This is a genomic window from Flavobacterium psychraquaticum (assembly GCF_034497725.1).
GTDB classification, from domain to species: Bacteria; Bacteroidota; Bacteroidia; order Flavobacteriales; family Flavobacteriaceae; genus Flavobacterium; species Flavobacterium psychraquaticum.
In genome coordinates this window covers 163,271-181,070 of record NZ_JAXKVR010000029.1, presented here as the reverse complement: position 1 = coordinate 181,070, position 17,800 = coordinate 163,271, and the positions used below count along the sequence as shown (strand labels likewise).

The following is a 17,800-nucleotide window of genomic DNA, read 5'->3' as shown; positions in this document are numbered from 1 at the left end:
TTACAAAAAAAAGATTAGAATCGAATACTAAATTTAAAAAGACTACTTTTGAATGCATAAAATAAGTAGTAAATTATGAAGCAATTTTTATACGTTTTGCTGTTTGCAGCAGTCGGAATTTTATCCTTAATTGAGCAGTCAAAAGAAGTTCCAAATCAATTTATTATGATAGGAGCATTGGCAGTTTTTATGTATGGTTTATTCCAAATTATGAAGAAAGTACCCACTAAAAAAGAAGAAGATAATGATACAGAAATTTGAAATAGGAGATAAAGTTGCCGTTTTAGATGATGCAATTTCAGGAACAGTAATTAAGATAAATAAGGATGATATTTCGATAGAAACAACCGATGGATTCACGATGACATTTTTTGTCAACGAATTGGTTAAAATAAATAATACTAGTGAGTTAAGTGGTTTTTTCTCTACTCAAAGTTTAAGTTCTGTTTTGAAAGATAAAGAAGCGCCAAAAAAGTATAACTTTGCAAAAGAAAAGAAATCTCGAAAGGAGGAATTTGTATTAGAAGTCGATTTGCATATCGAAAAATTAGTACCATCAAAACGCGGTATGAGCAATTACGATATTTTGAATTTACAGATGGATACAGCCAAAAGACAAATGGATTTTGCCGTTAGAAATAGGATGCCGAAACTTGTATTTATTCACGGCGTTGGCGAAGGGGTTTTGAAGGCAGAATTAGATTTTTTATTAGGGCGTTATGACAACATTTCGTTCCAAGATGCCAACTATCAAAAATATGGTTTGGGTGCAACCGAAGTGTATTTTAAGCAAAATCAAAAATGATTTTTTAGCGATAATTTTAGTCACATTTTTTATTTTATGAAATAAAAAAAGGGCCGTTCAAAATAGAACGGCCCTTTTTTTGCTATCGTCTTTTTTCTACAAAGTGGTCACATAATTTCCAAAAATATATTCCGTAAAACTGAATGAATTATCAGGGTTTGAAAAATTCACATTCTTGAATTTAATGTTATGTGTATAACTTGTAATTGTAATTCCATCTGCTGCATAAATTGCATTGGTGATAATTTCAATTGTGCCTCCTGTTGCATTCCATTCTTTTTGAACTACCGGTGCAGCCGGAGGCAAAACAGAACAAATTGTTGTCGAAGTTACGTTATCAGAATACAACCGATAAACAATTCGATTTTCTGCATTTACGTTTACAATTCTTGGACTTCCAACAACAGTGACCTCGTTAGGAAAATTTGTTTCTGGAATACTAATCAATAATAGTTCATTGCGATTAATTTTGTAAACCAAATTGTTGGTTGTACAATTTTGAACCGTTACCGTATCAAAATTAAATGACTCTAAAGTAATATCTCCATCATCGCAAGCTTGCAACATAAATACCGAAGCCAATAAAACAATTATTTTTTTCATCTCAAATTTTATTTAAAAGAACAAAAATAAATGATTTAATCTATTTATTTACTATAACGTTGCGATTTTAAAATTGAGCTATATTTTTTATTTAGTCAATTATTGCTTTTGTATCTTTGCATCATGAAAAAAGTATATTTAGACAGTGCCGCAACAACGCTTATTCATCCGGAAGTAATTGCTGTGATGTTAGACGTTCTTCAAAATGATTTTGGAAATCCTTCTTCAACACACAGTTTTGGTAGAAGTGCCAAAACCTTGTTAGAGTCTTCGCGAAAATCTATTGCTAAAATAATAAATGCTCAAGCGTCGGAATTGATTTTCACGTCAAGTGCTACAGAAGCTACCAACTGGATTTTAAGAAGTGCTGTAAAAGATTTAAGTGTAAAACGTATTCTTACCTCGAAAATCGAACATCACGCAACATTACATACCATTGAACATTTAGCATCCGAGTTTGGAATCAAAGTCGAGTATATTGCCATTTTACCATCTGGACAAATCGATTATCAAGATTTAGCCGCTAAGTTATTGTCGGATGAGTTTACATTGGTATCATTAATACACGTTAATAACGAAATAGGGACGGTTTTAGACGTGAAACGCGTTAGCGACTTGTGTAAGTATGCCAAAGCACTTTTTCATTGCGATACGGTTCAATCTGTAGCGAAAATGAAAATCGACGTGCAAGAATTAGGAATTGATTTTTTAGTGGCAACTGCTCATAAATTTCATGGACCAAAAGGTGTTGGATTTGCTTACTTAAAGAAAAATTCAATGTTACAACCGATGTTATTCGGCGGCGAGCAAGAAAAAGGAATGCGTGCCGGAACCGAAGCCGTTCATCAAGTGGTGGGAATGGCAAAAGCAATGGAATTGGCTTATGCGAATTTAGAAGAAGATGTCGCGTACATTTCCGATTTGAAAAACTATTGCTTGTCTGGATTAGAAATCATTTTTCCAAATCTTAAAATTAACGGAACCGAAACATTTTATAATTTGATAAATGTGCAATTGCCCTTGTCGGACGAAAAAACAGCAATGTTGTTATTTACATTGGATATGAAAGGTATTGCTGTTTCAAGAGGAAGTGCTTGCCAAAGTGGAAGCATAAAACCATCACACGTTTTAGCCGAATTTTTATCAGAAGAAGAAAGTAAAAAACCAAGCCTTCGAATTTCATTTAGTCATTTCAACACGAAAGAAGATATTGACTTTTTGTTTGAAGCTTTGAAGACGGTTTAAAAAAAAGGCGTTAAATTTATTTTGGTGAGCTCGTTTTCAGCATCTCGAATTATAAGTTTAGATTCTGAACTGAATTCAGAATGACATAAAACAAAAAAAAACACGAATCCATAAATTCGTGTTTTTTTATAAATCAATTTAGAGAATTATAATTTCCCCATATTTTGAGCTAACGTCTCAATAAATTTTGTGATTGGCCCTTTAATCATCATTGCCATCATTGGATTGAAATCGCCATCAAAAAGCAATTGCACATCAGTTGTGTCATTTACTTCTGTAATGTTAGCTGTTAAAGTAAAAGGCAATTTGCTGGAAGCTGCTCCTAAAACAATTTTAGAATTTGGAATTGCTTCTTTTTTCACCAATTTAATTTCGGGCATTCCTTTTAATCCGAATTCGAAACAATTTTCATCAATTACTTCAAACTTCGCGATATTCTCGGGCATTAATTTTTCAAAATTCTTAACATCACACAATTCATTGAAAATATATTCAGCTGATTTTGCTACGTTTACTTTTGGACTTTCTAAGTTCATTTTTTTTTTGTTTAAAAGATTATAAGTTTAAAAGCGAAGTCGTACTTCCAACTTTAAACATTTAAATATAAATTTATACTTCTGGATTCCATTCAGCAGGATTCGAGTTCCAAGCGCTCAATGTTTCTAATTCATCTTCTGAAACATAACGTTTGTCCACCGCTTTTTGTAATAAATTTTCATAATTACTCAAAGTGATCACATCGATATTCGCTGCTTCAAAGCGTTCTTTAGACACCGCGAAACCATACGTGAAAATAGCTGCCATACCTTTAACATTGGCACCTTCATTACGCAAAGCTTCTACGGCTAATAAACTACTTCCTCCTGTTGAAATTAAATCTTCAACTACTACTACATTCTGACCTTTATGCATAAAACCTTCCACTTGATTTTGTCTTCCGTGCTTTTTTGGCTCGGGTCTAACATAAACAAAAGGCAGTCCCATAGCTTCTGCGACAAGTATACCAATACCTATTGCACCCGTTGCTACGCCTGCAATTACATCAGGTTTACCAAATTTTTCTTCGATAAGCTTTGTGAATTCATCTCGAATATAATTTCTAACCGCTGGAAATGAGAGTATTATGCGGTTATCACAATAAATAGGTGACTTCCAGCCTGAAGCCCACGTAAAAGGATTTTTAGAATTTAATTTAATTGCGTTTATTTGTAAAAGCAATTCGGCTGTTTGTTGTGCGGTGTTGTTATTAAAAATCATAGTGCAAATGTATAAAGTTTTTGTCAACGATAAGCCACTTTTTTTAACAAATGAAGTTCAGAAGGAAACGGACTTCAAACTTTTTCTGTTAGAAAGTGTAGATATTGAGAAATTGATCGTAAAGTTTTTTCAAAATAAAATACAGAAGGCCTTGCTGTATCATCCAGATGAAAAACTAATTATGAAAATGCTTCGTGCAAAGCTACCTATTGAAAAAGCGGGTGGTGGTTTGGTTTATAACAAAGACGGCGACGTGCTGTTTATTTTCAGAAATGGAAAATGGGATTTACCAAAAGGTGGCATGGAGAAAAATGAAACTATTGAAGAAACTTCCATGCGAGAAGTAGAAGAAGAAACCGGTGTTAATAATTTAGTAATTACTGATAAATTACAAAAAACTTATCATATCTTTAAGCGAAATGATCGGTATAAATTAAAAATCACTCAATGGTTTGAAATGCAAACCACTTTTGAAGGAACTCCCGAAGGACAAGCTGATGAAGGGATTGACAAAGTTGCATGGGTGCACCCAAATGATATTGCAGCACATTTAGAAAATTCGTATGAAAATATTAAATTATTGTTTGAAAATAAAACATCTTTGGATTAGTATTTAACACTTTTTTATGAAATTGGTTTAATGACTTTATTTACTTTTGTGCTCTTATGATTCAAAAATTAAAAAGTTGTTTTTATTTAATTACATTAACCGTAATTGGAATTTTGTCTAGCACAAATTGCAGTTTTTTTAGTTTTGATACTAGTATTCCAAATTTACTTTCGCAGGAATCAAATTGGACGCACAAAGATTTAGAATTAAAGAACGCAGTAACAACTAAAAACTTAAGTGCTAAGCTTGAAATATCTGAATCTGAAGTAGAATCTAAAGAGTTTAACACGCCCAATTGTAGTTTATCTTCAGATTTTTCTTTATTCTTTAATTTAGCAAATAATTTTACTAGTTCGGGTACATTTATTCAAAATAAATTTGCTTTTAGTAAGTATATCAATTATCTGTCCTCTATTACTTCACGCACGATTTCCTTCTGTGTATTTAGAATTTGATTTGCATTTGATTTTTTTAGTTTAATTAATTGAATAAAACTTTATTCAATTGGTATTTTATTTTAAACAATCATTATTATTATCAATTTTTTATAAAAGAATAAAGCTATGGCTAAAAGATATTTAATGCTTTTAAGCTTAGTTGGTACATTGATACTAGCTAGCTGCGGAGCAAAAAATGAAGAAAAAGAAGTGGAGCCTAAATATTTGGTTTCTAATCCATTACTAAAAGACACAATTGTAGAAAGAAAATATGTATCGCAAATACATGCTATCAAAAATATTGAATTACGAGCATTGGAACAAGGTTATTTACAAAAAATCTATGTAGATGAAGGTCAGTCTGTGACCAAAGGACAAAAAATGTTTAAAATAATGCCAAATGTATATGAATCAGAATTAATGATTTCAAAAGCAGAGGCCGAATCTACATTCATTGAGTACCAAAATACAAAAGCTTTAGCTGATAAAAATGTAGTTTCCAAAAACGAATTAGCATCAGCGAAAGCAAAATTAGACAAAGCAAAAGCAGAAGTTCAATTAGCACAAACTCACTTAAATTTTACAGATATAAATGCACCATTCTCTGGAATTATGGATCATTTCCACGCGCGAGAAGGCAGTTTGTTAGAGGAGGGAGAACTATTAACCACCTTATCGGACAATAGTAAAATGTGGGTTTACTTTAACGTTCCTGAATCGGAATATTTGAACTACATGTCCAGTAAATCTAAAGGAAAAATGTTAAAAGTAAATCTTGAAATGGCTAATGGAGAACTTTTTGACCAAGAAGGAATTGTAGAAACAATTGAAGGTGAATTTAACAATGAAACCGGAAATATCGCGTTTAGAGCGACTTTTAATAATCCTAATAAATTATTGAGACACGGTCAAACAGGAAATATTGTTGTAAAAAACAAGTATACAAACGCTTTATTAATTCCTCAAAAAGCAACTTTTGAAGTTTTAGACAAAAAATACGTGTTTGTTATTGATAAGAACAATGTAGCACAACAAACGGAAATAACAGTTTCTCAAGACGAAATTCCCTACTTATTTATTGTAACTAAAGGAATAAACAAAGCGGATAAAATTTTATTAGATGGTGTAAGAAAAGTTAAAAATGGTGAAAAAATCCATTTGAACTATCAAGAGCCAAGCAAAGTTTTCTCAACTCTTTCATTAGAATCAGAATAACCTTCTAAAAAATATCAACTTATGTTTAAAAATTTTATAAAAAGACCCGTTCTAGCAATAGTGGTCTCACTGCTAATTGTTTTCCTTGGACTACTGTCTATAAAAATGTTGCCTGTTTCTCAATTTCCAGAAATTGCACCACCTAGGGTGATCGTAACTTTGGCTTATCCAGGAGCGAGTGCTGATGTTTTGGTAAAATCGGCGCTAATTCCTTTAGAAAGATCTATAAATGGTGTGCCAGGAATGAAATATATGGTTTCAGATGCAACTAGTGCAGGTGAAGCAACAATTCAGGTTATTTTTGAATTAGGAACCGATCCAAATCAAGCCGTTGTAAATGTAAAAAACAGAGTAGACAAGGCAATTAATAACTTACCGCATTTAGTTCAATTAGAAGGTGTTGTTGTAAATGTCGTACAGCCAAGTATGTTAATGTATATCAATTTATACAGCGACGACAAAAATAGTGACGAAAAATTTCTCTATAATTATGCCAATGTAAATATCATTCCAGAAGTTCAACGAATCAGTGGTATTTCGCAAGCCCAAATTTTAGGAAATCGAAATTATGCAATGCGTGTTTGGTTAAATCCAGATAGAATGCGAGCTTATAACGTTTCGACTGAAGAAGTAATGGAGGCTTTAGCAGATCAAAGTATCATTGGTCGTCCGGGTCGACTTGGACAAGCAACCGGAATACAAGCACAATCATTAGAATATGTTTTAGTATATCAAGGGCGTTTTAATAAACCGGAACAATATGAAAATGTAATTATTAGAGCCAATTCGGAAGGACAAATTATTAAACTGAAAGATATTGGAAAAGTACAATTTGGTAGTGAGTTTTTCGATATATATTCCAATAAAGACGGACATCCATCAGCGGCTATTCAACTAAAACAAGTTTATGGAAGTAATGCAAGTGATGTGATTGAGAAAGTAAAAGCGCAAATGGACGAGCTAAAAGCCTCGTTTCCTCCAGGAATGAAATACGAAGTAAGTTATGACGTTTCAAGTTTTTTAAACGCATCCATAGACAAAGTAATTCATACTCTAATTGAAGCTTTCATACTCGTTGCTTTGGTAGTTTTTATCTTTTTAGGTGATTGGCGTTCTACGTTAATTCCAACAATAGCTGTTCCAATTTCACTTGTTGGCGCTTTTATGTTCATGCAAATGTTTGGCCTAACCATCAATTTAATAACACTATTTGCTTTAGTTTTAGCCATTGGAATTGTAGTTGATAACGCTATTGTCGTCGTCGAGGCAGTCCATACAAAGATGGAAGAAGAAGAAGATATTACGCCTTATAAAGCAGTTCAGAAAGTATTAGGAGAAATTGGTGGTGCCATTGTAGCTATTACGTTATTAATGACTTCAGTGTTTATTCCCGTAGCATTTATGAGTGGACCGGTTGGTATTTTTTATCGTCAGTTTTCTATAACTATGGCTTCTTCTATTGTAATTTCTGGAGTCGTAGCGCTAACACTTACGCCAGTTTTGTGTGCAATGATTCTAAAAAACAATCATGGGAAACCAAAGAAAAAAACACCAATTAATCGTTTTATTGAATGGTTTAATAAACAATTTGAAAAATTAACGGGAAGATATACTAACATTTTAGAAAAAATTGTAACCCGTAGAATGGTAACATTTTTTATTTTAGGAATATTTTCTGTCGGAATATTTTTTGTAAATCAAACATTGCCATCTGGTTTTATACCAAGTGAAGATCAAGGTATGATTTATGCCATTATTCAAACGCCACCAGGTTCAACGCTTGAAACAACGAATGAAGTTGCAAGAAAACTTCAAAATATTGCAGAAAAAGTTGATGGCGTAAAATCTGTTTCCTCATTAGCAGGATATGAAGTTTTAACTGAAGGTAGAGGTTCAAATGCGGGAACTTGTTTGATAAATTTAAAAAACTGGGACGATCGCGAAAAATCAGTAACGGAAATTATTGAAGAATTAGAAAAAAAATCGAAAGATTTTGGTGCTATTATTGAATATTTTGAACCACCAGCTGTTCCAGGATACGGCGCTGCGGGCGGATTATCTCTTCGTTTGTTAGACAAAAATAATGGAGAAGATTATCAAGAATTTGATCGCGTTAATAAGGCTTTCATGACCGCATTAGGTAAAAGAAAAGAATTAACAGGATTGTTCACTTTTTACGCTGCAAATTATCCGCAATATGAAATTATAATTGATAACGCTGCCGCGATGCAAAAAGGTGTTTCAATTGGAAAAGCAATGGAAAATCTTAATATTTTGATTGGAAGTACTTATGAACAAGGTTTTATCCGTTTTAATAACTTTTTTAAACTTTATGTGCAAGCAGATCCAAAATTTAGAAGATTTGCCGGCGATTTGTTAAATTATTATGTGAAAAATGACAAAGGCGAAATGGTTCCGTATTCAGCTTTTATGAAATTAAAAAAGAAACAAGGACCAAACGAAATTACCCGTTATAATTTGTACAATTCTGCGGCAATTAAAGCATCTCCAGCAAAAGATTATACAAATTCAGAGGCCATAAAAGCAATTCAAGAAGTAGCTAAAAAGGAATTGCCTAGAGGTTATGATATTGATTGGGAAGGATTAACTTTTGACGAAGCTAGAAGAGGAAACGAGTCGATTCTTATTTTTGGAATTGTTTTGGTATTCGTTTATTTCGTTTTAGCGGCGCAATATGAAAGTTTTATTTTACCATTTGTTGTGATATTATCGCTTCCTGTGGGTATTTTTGGAACTTTTTTATTGTTGAAATTATTCGGACTTTCAAATGATATTTTTGCGCAAGTTGGGCTGGTCATGCTCGTCGGGCTATTAGGTAAAAACGCCGTTTTAATTGTAGAATTTGCCGTCCAGAAAAACAATCAAGGAATGTCAATTCGCGATGCCGCTATTGAAGGAGCAAAAGTTCGTTTTAGACCAATTTTAATGACGTCATTTGCCTTTATTGCAGGATTGATTCCGCTAGTTAGAGCAACAGGTGCTGGTGCAATTGGAAACAGAACTATTGGAACAGCCGCTTTAGGAGGTATGTTATTTGGAACCGTTATGGGCGTAATCATCATACCCGGATTATACTACATTTTTGGCACTTTAGCAGAAGGTAGAAAAATGATTAAAAATGAAGAAGTTACACCATTAACGGAAGATTATAACTACAATGACAAATCACATAAAAAAGAGAAAAATGAAAAATTATAATCTTACTAAATTGGTTGTAACATCAAGTTTGATTGCACTCTTAAATTCATGTGGAATTCCAAAAGTTACAATAAAAGAAAATTCAGTTGAATTACCCGCTAATTTTACTCCCAGCGCAACAGATTCTACTAGTTCTGCTGATGTGAAATGGAAAAATTTCTTTGAGGATGCTAACCTTAATCAAGTAATTGATGTGGCTTTGTTGAACAACAAGGAATTAAACAGCTTACTTCAAAAAGTGGCAATGTCTCAAAATGAAATTCAAGCTAAAAAAGGAGAATATTTACCCAATCTAAATTTGGGTGCTGGCGCTGATTTGTCAAAAGTAGGAGAATATACCAGAAATGGGGCAGTAGAACACAATTTGAATATTCAAGAAGATAAAAAATTCCCAGATCCGTTAGCCAATTATCAAGTAGGTCTTTACAGTTCTTGGGAATTAGATATTTGGAAAAAGTTACGCAACTCTAAAAAGGCTGCCGTTATGGAATATATGGCGTCAAAAGAAGGAATGAATTTTTTACGAACTAATTTAGTAGCGGAGGTGGCATCTTCATATTATGAATTAGTTTCTTTAGATAATCAATTGAAAAATTTAGAGCAAAATATTGAAATTCAAAAAAATGCTTTAGAAATAGTACAACTTCTTAAAGAATCTTCAAGAACAACGTTATTGGCAGTAAAACGTTTTGAAGCAGAAGTGCAAAAAAACCAAAGTGAAATTTATACTTTAAAACAAGAAATTACCGAAACGGAGAACAAGCTGAATTTTTTAATGGGACGAACTCCGCAGCCAATCGTTAGGAATTCTGTAACTTTTATGACATTTCAACCAAAATATGTAACGGCTGGATTGCCCGCTAAACTTTTGCAAAATAGACCTGATATTAGAAAAGCAGAATTAGAATTACAAGCTGCTAAATTGAATATATCGGTTGCAAAAGCTAATTTTTATCCTTCATTGGGTTTAAAGGCTGGAGTTGGTTTTGAAGCATTCAATCCGAAATTTTTATTTAATTCGCCCGAATCATTGTTATACAGTATTGCAGGTGAAGCCGTAGCTCCGTTAATTAATAGGAATGCAATTAAAACACAATATAAAAATGCAAGTGCAAAACAAATTCAGGCCGTCTATGAATATGAACAAACAGTATTAAATGCTTACACAGAGGTAATCAATCAATTGTCAAAAATTGATAACTTAAAAAATAGTTTTCAAAATAAAGACACTCAAGTTAAAGCTTTAGATGAGTCGGTGGTTATTGCCAATCAACTTTTTCAATCGGCACGTGCAGATTATATGGAAGTTTTGTTAACGCAACGCGATGTCTTAGAAGCAAAAATGGCTTTAATTAGTACCAAAAGAGATCAATTTATTGCTACAGTGAATTTATATAAAGCACTTGGTGGTGGTTGGAATTAGTAGTTAGTTTTTTGTTAAAATCCGTCTCAAAAAATTATTGAGACGGATTTTTAATTTTATAGATACATTAATAAAGGAAGTTATCTAATTGTAATTTATTTATATCGACGTTAGTATTGGATCTATTTTGCTTTAATAAGAAACAAAAATAGATGCTTCGAAATCGAATTTTATATAAATTGATTTTTAAAATTTAATTGCGTTAATTTGTAATGGTAATTTAAAAACTGAATTATTAATTAAAATTATATAAAATGAAAAAAACAATTGTATTATTTGTTTTTGCGATTGCATCAATGACATTTGTTTCTTGCAAAGAAGAAGCAAAAGACGCAACACCAACTGTTGAAGCTACAGACGAACACGCAGGTCACGATCATGCAGAAGGCGAAATACATGCAACGTTTGCTTGCCCTATGGATTGTGAAAAAGGAAAACATTATGAAGCGCCAGGAAAATGTCCGGTTTGTGAAATGGATTTAGTAGCGGTTACAGAAACTACTGAAGGACACGAAGGACATAATCATTAATCTTTAATGCGTTTTTAAATATCTATCACGAATTAACTTAGGTTGATTCGTGATTTTTTTTATCCCATATTTTTTTCCATAAAACTTTGAATTAAAATATTATAAACAATACAAGAAATTTTGTAACATATTTAGCTTCAGTATTGATGAAATTTGTAGTAAATAAATCAATAAACAAATTACTATGGAAACTCAGAAAACAGTATCTATCTTAGACGGCTTAATTGTGGTTTTAGAAGATGGAAGAGAAGGATATTTAAACGCCTCACAAAAAACAGAAGATGAGAATTTAAAAAGTCAATTTTTAACATTTTCAAGAGAACGTTCACTTTTAGTTGTAGAACTTCAAGATGAAATTAATAAACTAGGGAAATCTACGGATTCTGAAAGTGGACCACTTGGTGCATTGCACAGAGCTTGGATTGACTTCAAATCCTTATTAACAGGAAATGACAATACTGCAATTATCGAAGCTTGTATTACGGGTGAAGATTATGCAATTGAAAGATATCACGAAGCATTGAAAAATGACGACTTATTAACTTCGTTACGACCAATTATTGTGTCGCAATTAGCATCAATTGAGATGTGTAAAGCGAAGATTAAAGCTATGGAATCAATTCAATAGTTTTATTAAAAAATGCCTTAATTTTTACATTAAGGCATTTTTTTTTATTTAATTCGGTAAACCGGATATTGTAAATAAGCTTTCTCATAATAGGGCGATTGACGATACACCCAATCCAATTGCTCATAGGCGTTTTCGGCGAAAGCCTTATCTTCTAATTTCTTCTTTTCGAATTCCTTTTTTACTTCTGGATTTTCATTAAGAAACTCTTTGGCCAAATCTTCAAATACGTAAGCAGAATAACCTTCTTTACGTTGTAATATTGTATCGAAAAAGTTCCAATTGAAGTACGAATCAACCGCCTCTGGTTCTAAAGTTTCTATTAAATATTTCACACTAGTTTGATTGGTCGAAAAAACATAATCACCACTGTAAAATTTTACCTTTTGAATGCTTTTCGAAATTTTTGTATTGTAATGCGAATAATGACCTTCGTAAGCCGAATTTGACGTTTTATAACTTTCAATTTTATACGATTCTACTTCTATAATCGTATCTTTTTGAAGTTGAGCATAATTAATTCCGTTTAATTGCAACAAATCTAAAACTTGCCATTGCGAGTGCGGAATAATATAAGCACTAGGAATGGTTATGCTTTTTGAAGGTTTATAATCGCCATAAAACGAAATTTTCTTTGTAAATGGTTTGCTTCGGTCATAATATAAACGGTCTTTTCCAGAAATTTCACTGGCTTTGTAATCGCCTTTAAATCTTTTAAAATCAATATAAGATACTTTTGTAGAATCAATGGTCCAATCTAACGGATAATTCATTCCGGGTTGAAAATCTTTCATCGCATCCAGACGCATCTGTTTGATTTTCTTCACATTTGTATCAGCATATTTTATCGAGCTAATCATAAATTCGTAAGTAACTTTTACACGTTCGCTATACGCTTTTAGCATATGCGTTTCCGGAACAAATCCCAAAGTATGAAATAATGTCGTGTAACCTGTCGCATATCTTGGCGTATCGGTAAATTGCTCAAAACCGTTATCGGGCGTTGTGCTGTGGACATTTACATACGGAACCACATCAATTTTCTTTTGTTGCATATCTTTTACGATAGTTGGATATAAATCGTTGATGAAGAAATTCCCTAATTTATTTCCTAATCGTTCGTGTTGCGTGGCGATGCAAGTAAACGTATATTGATAATCTGCACCATTAGAAACGTGATTGTCCAAAAATAAATCGGGTTTTAATTCTGTAAACAATTGCTGAAAACTTCTTGAATTTTTAGTGTCCGATTTAATAAAGTCGCGATTCAAATCATAATTACGACCATTTCCTCTAAAACCATATTCTTCTGGACCGTTTTGATTGGCTCTTGAATGAGAGTTTCGGTTCAACATTCCGCCCACATTATACACCGGAATTACCGCAATAAAAGTATTTTTAGCCGTTTTTATTTTCCCCATTGCCAAATCTCTCATTAATAACATTGAAGCATCAATTCCATCAGGTTCACCGGGATGAATTCCATTGTTGATTAAAATTACTGCTTTTTTATTCAGATTTTTATCGTCATAATCAAATTGTCCATCATTAGAATATACTACTAAATACAAAGGTTTTCCAGAATCAGTTGTTCCTTTTTGCACCATTTTAATGGTCGAATACGCTTCGTCTAAAGTTTCATAAAACAAAATACATTCTTCATAAGTAGTCGATTGATTCCCATTTCCCTTTTCAAAAGGTGTAACGAACTTGTTTTGAGCGACTATCGAAAGGGAAAAAAGAAAGATAATTAATTTAAAGAAACGCATAATACATAAGGATTTGACTTCAAAAATAAATAAAGTTTTCAGGATATTTTAAATTTCTTAATTATTAATTCAGAATTGGCTTTATCTTTGCCAAATGAGTCAAAATCCATTTTCCAATAATGTACTTTTAAATTTGGGCATTCCGAGTTTAAATAAAATGCAAGAAGCAGCCCAAAAGGCTATTTTGAATGAAGATAATATTTTATTGCTTTCGCCAACGGGTTCGGGGAAAACATTAGCGTTTTTATTGCCAATTTTTCAACTTTTAGACGAAGAAGTCAAAGGAGTTCAATGTTTAATTTTAGTACCTTCTCGTGAATTAGGTTTGCAAATTGAACAAGTTTGGAAGAAAATGGGAACGCATTACAAAGTAAATATGTGTTATGGAGGCCATTCGTTAGAAACTGAAATCAACAATTTAAGCAATCCGCCAGCGATTTTAATTGGAACGCCGGGTAGAATTGCCGATCATATTGAACGTGGAAATTTCGCGACGGATAGTGTGAAAACGTATATTTTGGACGAATTTGATAAATCGTTGCAATTGGGCTATCACGAAGAAATGTCTTATATCATCGGGAAAATTTCTAGAGCGAATAAACGTATTTTAGTTTCAGCAACGTCTGGTGTTGAAATTCCGAAATATACTAAAATTATCGACCCAAGAGTTATTGATTTTATTCCGAAACAAAAACAAAATGAAAATTTAGAAACGCGTATCGTTTTCTCGAAATCGAAAGATAAGATTGAATCGCTTTTCCAATTGATTTGTTCGTTAAATTCGGAAGCTGCGATTATATTTTGTAACCACAGGGAAGCGGTAGAAAGAATTCACGAAATGCTAACGGCAAAAGGAATTATTTCTACGTTTTACCACGGTGGATTAGATCAGGATGAAAGAGAGCGTGCATTAATTCAGTTTAGAAACGGAAGTGTTTCCTATTTAATTACGACCGATTTAGGAGCTCGTGGATTGGATATTCCTGAGATGAATCACGTAATTCATTACCATTTACCAGCAAAAGAGGACGAATTTATACACAGAAACGGAAGAACCGCACGTCAATTGGCCACCGGAACTTCGTATGTGTTGATTCACGAAACGGAAAAAAAATCCGATTATTTTGATTACGGAAAACGTCGTTTAGATGTTTCTGAAGCAAAATCGTTACCAAAACCGCCAGTTTATCAAACACTTTACATTAGTGGTGGAAAGAAAAATAAGTTGAATAAAATTGACATTGTAGGTTTCTTTTCGCAAAAAGGCCAATTGGAAAAAGATGATTTAGGCTTGATTGAAGTAAAAGATTTTATTTCATTCGTGGCTGTAAAATATTCAAAAGTAAAATCCTTGCTTCAAAACATCAAAGATGAAAAGATGAAAGGGAAAAAATATAAAATTGAAATTGCCCGAAACGTGGTGAAGAAAGAGGAGGAAGAAGAGGAAACACATCCAAAATTTACTTCTCGCACAAATGAAGGTTTTAGAAGATAAAATGAAAGGTTCCAGATGGAGCCTTTTGTTTTTTTAAACGTCTTTGTTAATTTTCAACACAAATACTTTTCTACGAAAAAAAGCTAAAAACCATCAACTGATCTTTAGCTTTTTTACTATTTATAATTTTGAGAATTTCTTAGAAGAAAAAATAACCTACTGAAGCTTGTAATACGCCATTTTTGTATTTATCTGAACTACCAGAAATATTGTTGATGTTGGATAATCCTAAGTTATATCTAACGCCAAAATTAAGTCCGTTTTCTAGTTTGTAACCTAAACCTACGTTCGCACCGAAGTCAATCTTTTTAAAGCTGTCTTTTACATCGACACTTTCGTTTTTAGCAGAGAATAGGTAACCAATTTGAGGTCCCGCTTCAATGCTAAGTCCTTTTGCAACATAGTATTTGGCCATTAACGGTATGTTTAAGTAGCTCAATTCTACAACATTATCGCTGTTAAAACTATATCCTTGTCCAGAATACATAAGCTCCGGTTGGAACGAAAATTTATCGGTAATAGATATTTCGCTCATCAAACCTAGATTAAATGATGTCACAGGATCGAACGCCTTCGTGTTATCACCACTAACGTTTGCTAAATTAAGACCTCCTTTTACTCCAAATTTAATTTCTTGTGCATTAATATTTGAAACAGCTAAAACTGCAATAGCAGCTACTAAAAGTAATTTTTTCATAATTGATATTTGTTTTGATTACCGTACAAAGCAACATTGTTTGGTCAATTAGAAATTTTATTTAGAATACTTTTAACTTTTTTAACGCTGCTTAACAAGGCTTTAAGTTTTAATTTAGAGTTTTGTTAAAAGGTTTAGCAAGTATCATAATAAACAAGTCGCAACCAAACTACTCGGGAGCAGAAAATTCATCAAAATCTTTAATATCAGATAGTTTTATAATTTTTTTAATAACGATATTTTCTTCTTTTTCTTTGAATATTTCTTCGCCAAATCCAGCCTTTTTGTTGTTGTTTGTATTGGTTTTAATTAATTTCTTTTGCGTTAAATAATTAATAGTAGTTTCGCTTTTAATCGTGGTTCCATTGCTCGCGCTCATAAAGTAGCCAATCATTTCAAAATCATCATTTTTATGTTGGAAAGTATAGTTCCAAAAACCGTGTTTTCCGTGCCCAAATTTAATTTCTAAATTTCCATTTTTAATACTTACAGTTAATTCAGGATCAAAATAAGCACTTCCTTCTTCATTTTCAGAAGAAAAACAGTCTAGATTTCTTAGAATTAATTCGTATCCCTCCTCTTTTTTAAATAGAATAATTATTCCTCGACGATTGCGGTTTAAATTTATGGAGTTTTCTTCTATCAGGATCTTTTCTTTGTCGGTTCCTTTAATAATTAACACGTAATCTTCGAGGCCATCTTTATTTAAATCGCCCGTTATCTGTTCATACAAAGCACAATCATCGGGTATAAAATTAGAAGGTTTCATTCGATAAGAGTCTGCCGCAGCGTCATTATCTGGAATGGAATCATTTACAACAATACTGCTTCTGTCACTATTTGACTTTTTGCATCCTATGGTTGTTATCGTAAAAGTGATTATAAGTCCAAGAATTAAGCTGTTTTTCATAATATTTCAAGTGATTTTCTTAAATAAATACTGTTTTTTTTATCAAAATAATCTGTCAAAAGTAATTATTTTTTAGTAATTATTTTCATATCGAAATAAAATAGACAAAATTATCCTTTAAATGAAACAATGATTTTACGTTTATTTATTATTGGATACTATTCAACGTTAAAATATATTTGTCAATATAAAGCTGTTTTGCTTTGGATTTATATTGTTGAATGTAGCGTGGATGTTCTAAAACCTTCAAATTACCAAATAAATTCGCTTCTTTATTAAGTTTTTGAATGAAAGTTGCGTTTTTCTTTCCTAATATGTACACTTCAGAAGTATCTAAGCCTAAACTTATATGTTGCTGTAAAGTCGCAATCATGTAGTCTTTTACCATTTCAAAAAGTTTTTTATCGTCATAATAATTCGCGTTTAACCAATTTCCTTCTTTCGATTTTCGAACAATAGCTAATGGAAAAGGGGAGTTGATGTAAAATTGTTTGTAGAATTCAGTTGCTCCTCCAAATTCAGAAATCATATCGTATAAAAATACCGAAGAAATTTCGTGCGTGTGTGCCGAATGCATGTTGATGCCACAAATACTTTCCAAACGTTTGGTGTCTGTAAAGGGAACTCCCGTTACTCCAGCTCCGTGTCGACTTGGATTAATGCCAACTATAAACTTTCTTGAATTACCATCATTATAAAACTTTTGATAAAACTTTTGCATTACGTCTAAGGTTTCTGGATTATCTAAATACGGATTGATGACCCTGAAATTTTCGGGTAATTCGTCTGAATACACTAAGTTACGATTGAAATCGAGTACTTTTTCTCCAAAGGTTTGGGTCATAAAATTTCGTTTTAGGGTTTCGAAAAGTTTCTGCTAACTAAAATACGATATTTCCAGTAAAGTATAAAATATTAAATAGACAGATAAAGTAATTTGAGCTACAATTTATTTCT

General features: G+C 32.3%; 18 protein-coding genes. 11 read left to right on the top strand and 7 right to left on the bottom strand.

Going from position 1 to position 17,800, the window contains the following annotated elements; translation table 11 throughout:
• Window positions 1-75: 75 nt before the first annotated feature.
• Window positions 76-261, top strand: coding sequence for a hypothetical protein (locus T1L09_RS08955; RefSeq protein WP_322550617.1), 186 nt, complete (start codon window positions 76-78; stop codon window positions 259-261).
• On the top strand, window positions 245-805 hold the full coding sequence (locus tag T1L09_RS08950) for a Smr/MutS family protein (RefSeq protein WP_322550616.1): 561 nt from the start codon (window positions 245-247) through the stop codon (window positions 803-805). Before T1L09_RS08955 ends, T1L09_RS08950 begins: the two co-directional genes overlap by 17 nt.
• 96 nt (window positions 806-901) lie before the next feature.
• Here the strand turns inward: T1L09_RS08950 and T1L09_RS08945 are convergent, their stop codons facing one another.
• Window positions 902-1,408: a hypothetical protein gene (locus tag T1L09_RS08945; protein WP_322550615.1), complete on the bottom strand. Its 507-nt coding sequence runs from the start codon at window positions 1,406-1,408 to the stop codon at window positions 902-904.
• A gap of 123 nt (window positions 1,409-1,531) precedes the next feature.
• On the opposite strand from T1L09_RS08945, the gene T1L09_RS08940 reads away from it, so the two are divergent.
• Window positions 1,532-2,653, top strand: a complete 1,122-nt coding sequence (locus tag T1L09_RS08940; protein ID WP_322550614.1) for a cysteine desulfurase family protein — start codon at window positions 1,532-1,534, stop codon at window positions 2,651-2,653.
• Between the two features lie 146 nt (window positions 2,654-2,799).
• Here T1L09_RS08940 and T1L09_RS08935 read toward each other — a convergent pair whose 3' ends face one another.
• Complete coding sequence (locus tag T1L09_RS08935; RefSeq protein WP_322550613.1) at window positions 2,800-3,189, bottom strand: SRPBCC family protein; 390 nt, start codon at window positions 3,187-3,189, stop codon at window positions 2,800-2,802.
• A gap of 73 nt (window positions 3,190-3,262) precedes the next feature.
• Window positions 3,263-3,910, bottom strand: coding sequence for an orotate phosphoribosyltransferase (gene pyrE, locus T1L09_RS08930; RefSeq protein ID WP_322550612.1), 648 nt, complete (start codon window positions 3,908-3,910; stop codon window positions 3,263-3,265).
• A gap of 7 nt (window positions 3,911-3,917) precedes the next feature.
• On the opposite strand from pyrE, the gene T1L09_RS08925 reads away from it, so the two are divergent.
• The 7 genes from T1L09_RS08925 to T1L09_RS08895 all read left to right on the top strand — a co-directional run bounded on the left by T1L09_RS08925 (window position 3,918) and on the right by T1L09_RS08895 (window position 11,972).
• Window positions 3,918-4,520 (top strand): NUDIX hydrolase, encoded by a 603-nt coding sequence (locus T1L09_RS08925; RefSeq protein WP_322550611.1) that lies wholly within the window; start codon window positions 3,918-3,920, stop codon window positions 4,518-4,520.
• 56 nt (window positions 4,521-4,576) lie between these two features.
• Window positions 4,577-4,975, top strand: coding sequence for a hypothetical protein (locus T1L09_RS08920; RefSeq protein WP_322550610.1), 399 nt, complete (start codon window positions 4,577-4,579; stop codon window positions 4,973-4,975).
• Between the two features lie 108 nt (window positions 4,976-5,083).
• On the top strand, window positions 5,084-6,172 hold the full coding sequence (locus T1L09_RS08915; protein WP_322550609.1) for an efflux RND transporter periplasmic adaptor subunit: 1,089 nt from the start codon (window positions 5,084-5,086) through the stop codon (window positions 6,170-6,172).
• 21 nt (window positions 6,173-6,193) lie between these two features.
• Window positions 6,194-9,391 carry an efflux RND transporter permease subunit gene (locus tag T1L09_RS08910; RefSeq protein WP_322550608.1) on the top strand — a complete coding sequence of 1,066 codons (3,198 nt, stop codon included), beginning with the start codon at window positions 6,194-6,196 and terminating at the stop codon, window positions 9,389-9,391.
• Window positions 9,378-10,814: a TolC family protein gene (locus T1L09_RS08905; RefSeq protein ID WP_322550607.1), complete on the top strand. Its 1,437-nt coding sequence runs from the start codon at window positions 9,378-9,380 to the stop codon at window positions 10,812-10,814. The genes T1L09_RS08910 and T1L09_RS08905 overlap by 14 nt, the downstream gene beginning before the upstream one ends.
• 254 nt (window positions 10,815-11,068) lie before the next feature.
• A complete protein-coding gene (locus T1L09_RS08900) occupies window positions 11,069-11,344 on the top strand; it encodes a heavy metal-binding domain-containing protein (RefSeq protein ID WP_322550606.1) in 276 nt (91 codons plus the stop codon).
• Between the two features lie 184 nt (window positions 11,345-11,528).
• On the top strand, window positions 11,529-11,972 hold the full coding sequence (locus tag T1L09_RS08895) for a ferritin-like domain-containing protein (protein ID WP_322550605.1): 444 nt from the start codon (window positions 11,529-11,531) through the stop codon (window positions 11,970-11,972).
• 44 nt (window positions 11,973-12,016) lie between these two features.
• Here the strand turns inward: T1L09_RS08895 and T1L09_RS08890 are convergent, their stop codons facing one another.
• Window positions 12,017-13,741 carry a M14 family metallopeptidase gene (locus T1L09_RS08890; RefSeq protein ID WP_322550604.1) on the bottom strand — a complete coding sequence of 575 codons (1,725 nt, stop codon included), beginning with the start codon at window positions 13,739-13,741 and terminating at the stop codon, window positions 12,017-12,019.
• 94 nt (window positions 13,742-13,835) lie between these two features.
• On the opposite strand from T1L09_RS08890, the gene T1L09_RS08885 reads away from it, so the two are divergent.
• Window positions 13,836-15,236, top strand: coding sequence for a DEAD/DEAH box helicase (locus T1L09_RS08885; protein WP_322550603.1), 1,401 nt, complete (start codon window positions 13,836-13,838; stop codon window positions 15,234-15,236).
• A 139-nt stretch (window positions 15,237-15,375) separates the two neighbouring features.
• Here the strand turns inward: T1L09_RS08885 and T1L09_RS08880 are convergent, their stop codons facing one another.
• The 3 genes from T1L09_RS08880 to T1L09_RS08870 form a co-directional block, all read right to left on the bottom strand.
• Window positions 15,376-15,933 (bottom strand): porin family protein, encoded by a 558-nt coding sequence (locus T1L09_RS08880; RefSeq protein ID WP_322550602.1) that lies wholly within the window; start codon window positions 15,931-15,933, stop codon window positions 15,376-15,378.
• 169 nt (window positions 15,934-16,102) lie between these two features.
• Window positions 16,103-16,843: a hypothetical protein gene (locus tag T1L09_RS08875; RefSeq protein ID WP_322550601.1), complete on the bottom strand. Its 741-nt coding sequence runs from the start codon at window positions 16,841-16,843 to the stop codon at window positions 16,103-16,105.
• A gap of 148 nt (window positions 16,844-16,991) precedes the next feature.
• On the bottom strand, window positions 16,992-17,687 hold the full coding sequence (locus tag T1L09_RS08870; protein ID WP_322550600.1) for an SMUG2 DNA glycosylase family protein: 696 nt from the start codon (window positions 17,685-17,687) through the stop codon (window positions 16,992-16,994).
• Window positions 17,688-17,800 lie beyond the last annotated feature (113 nt).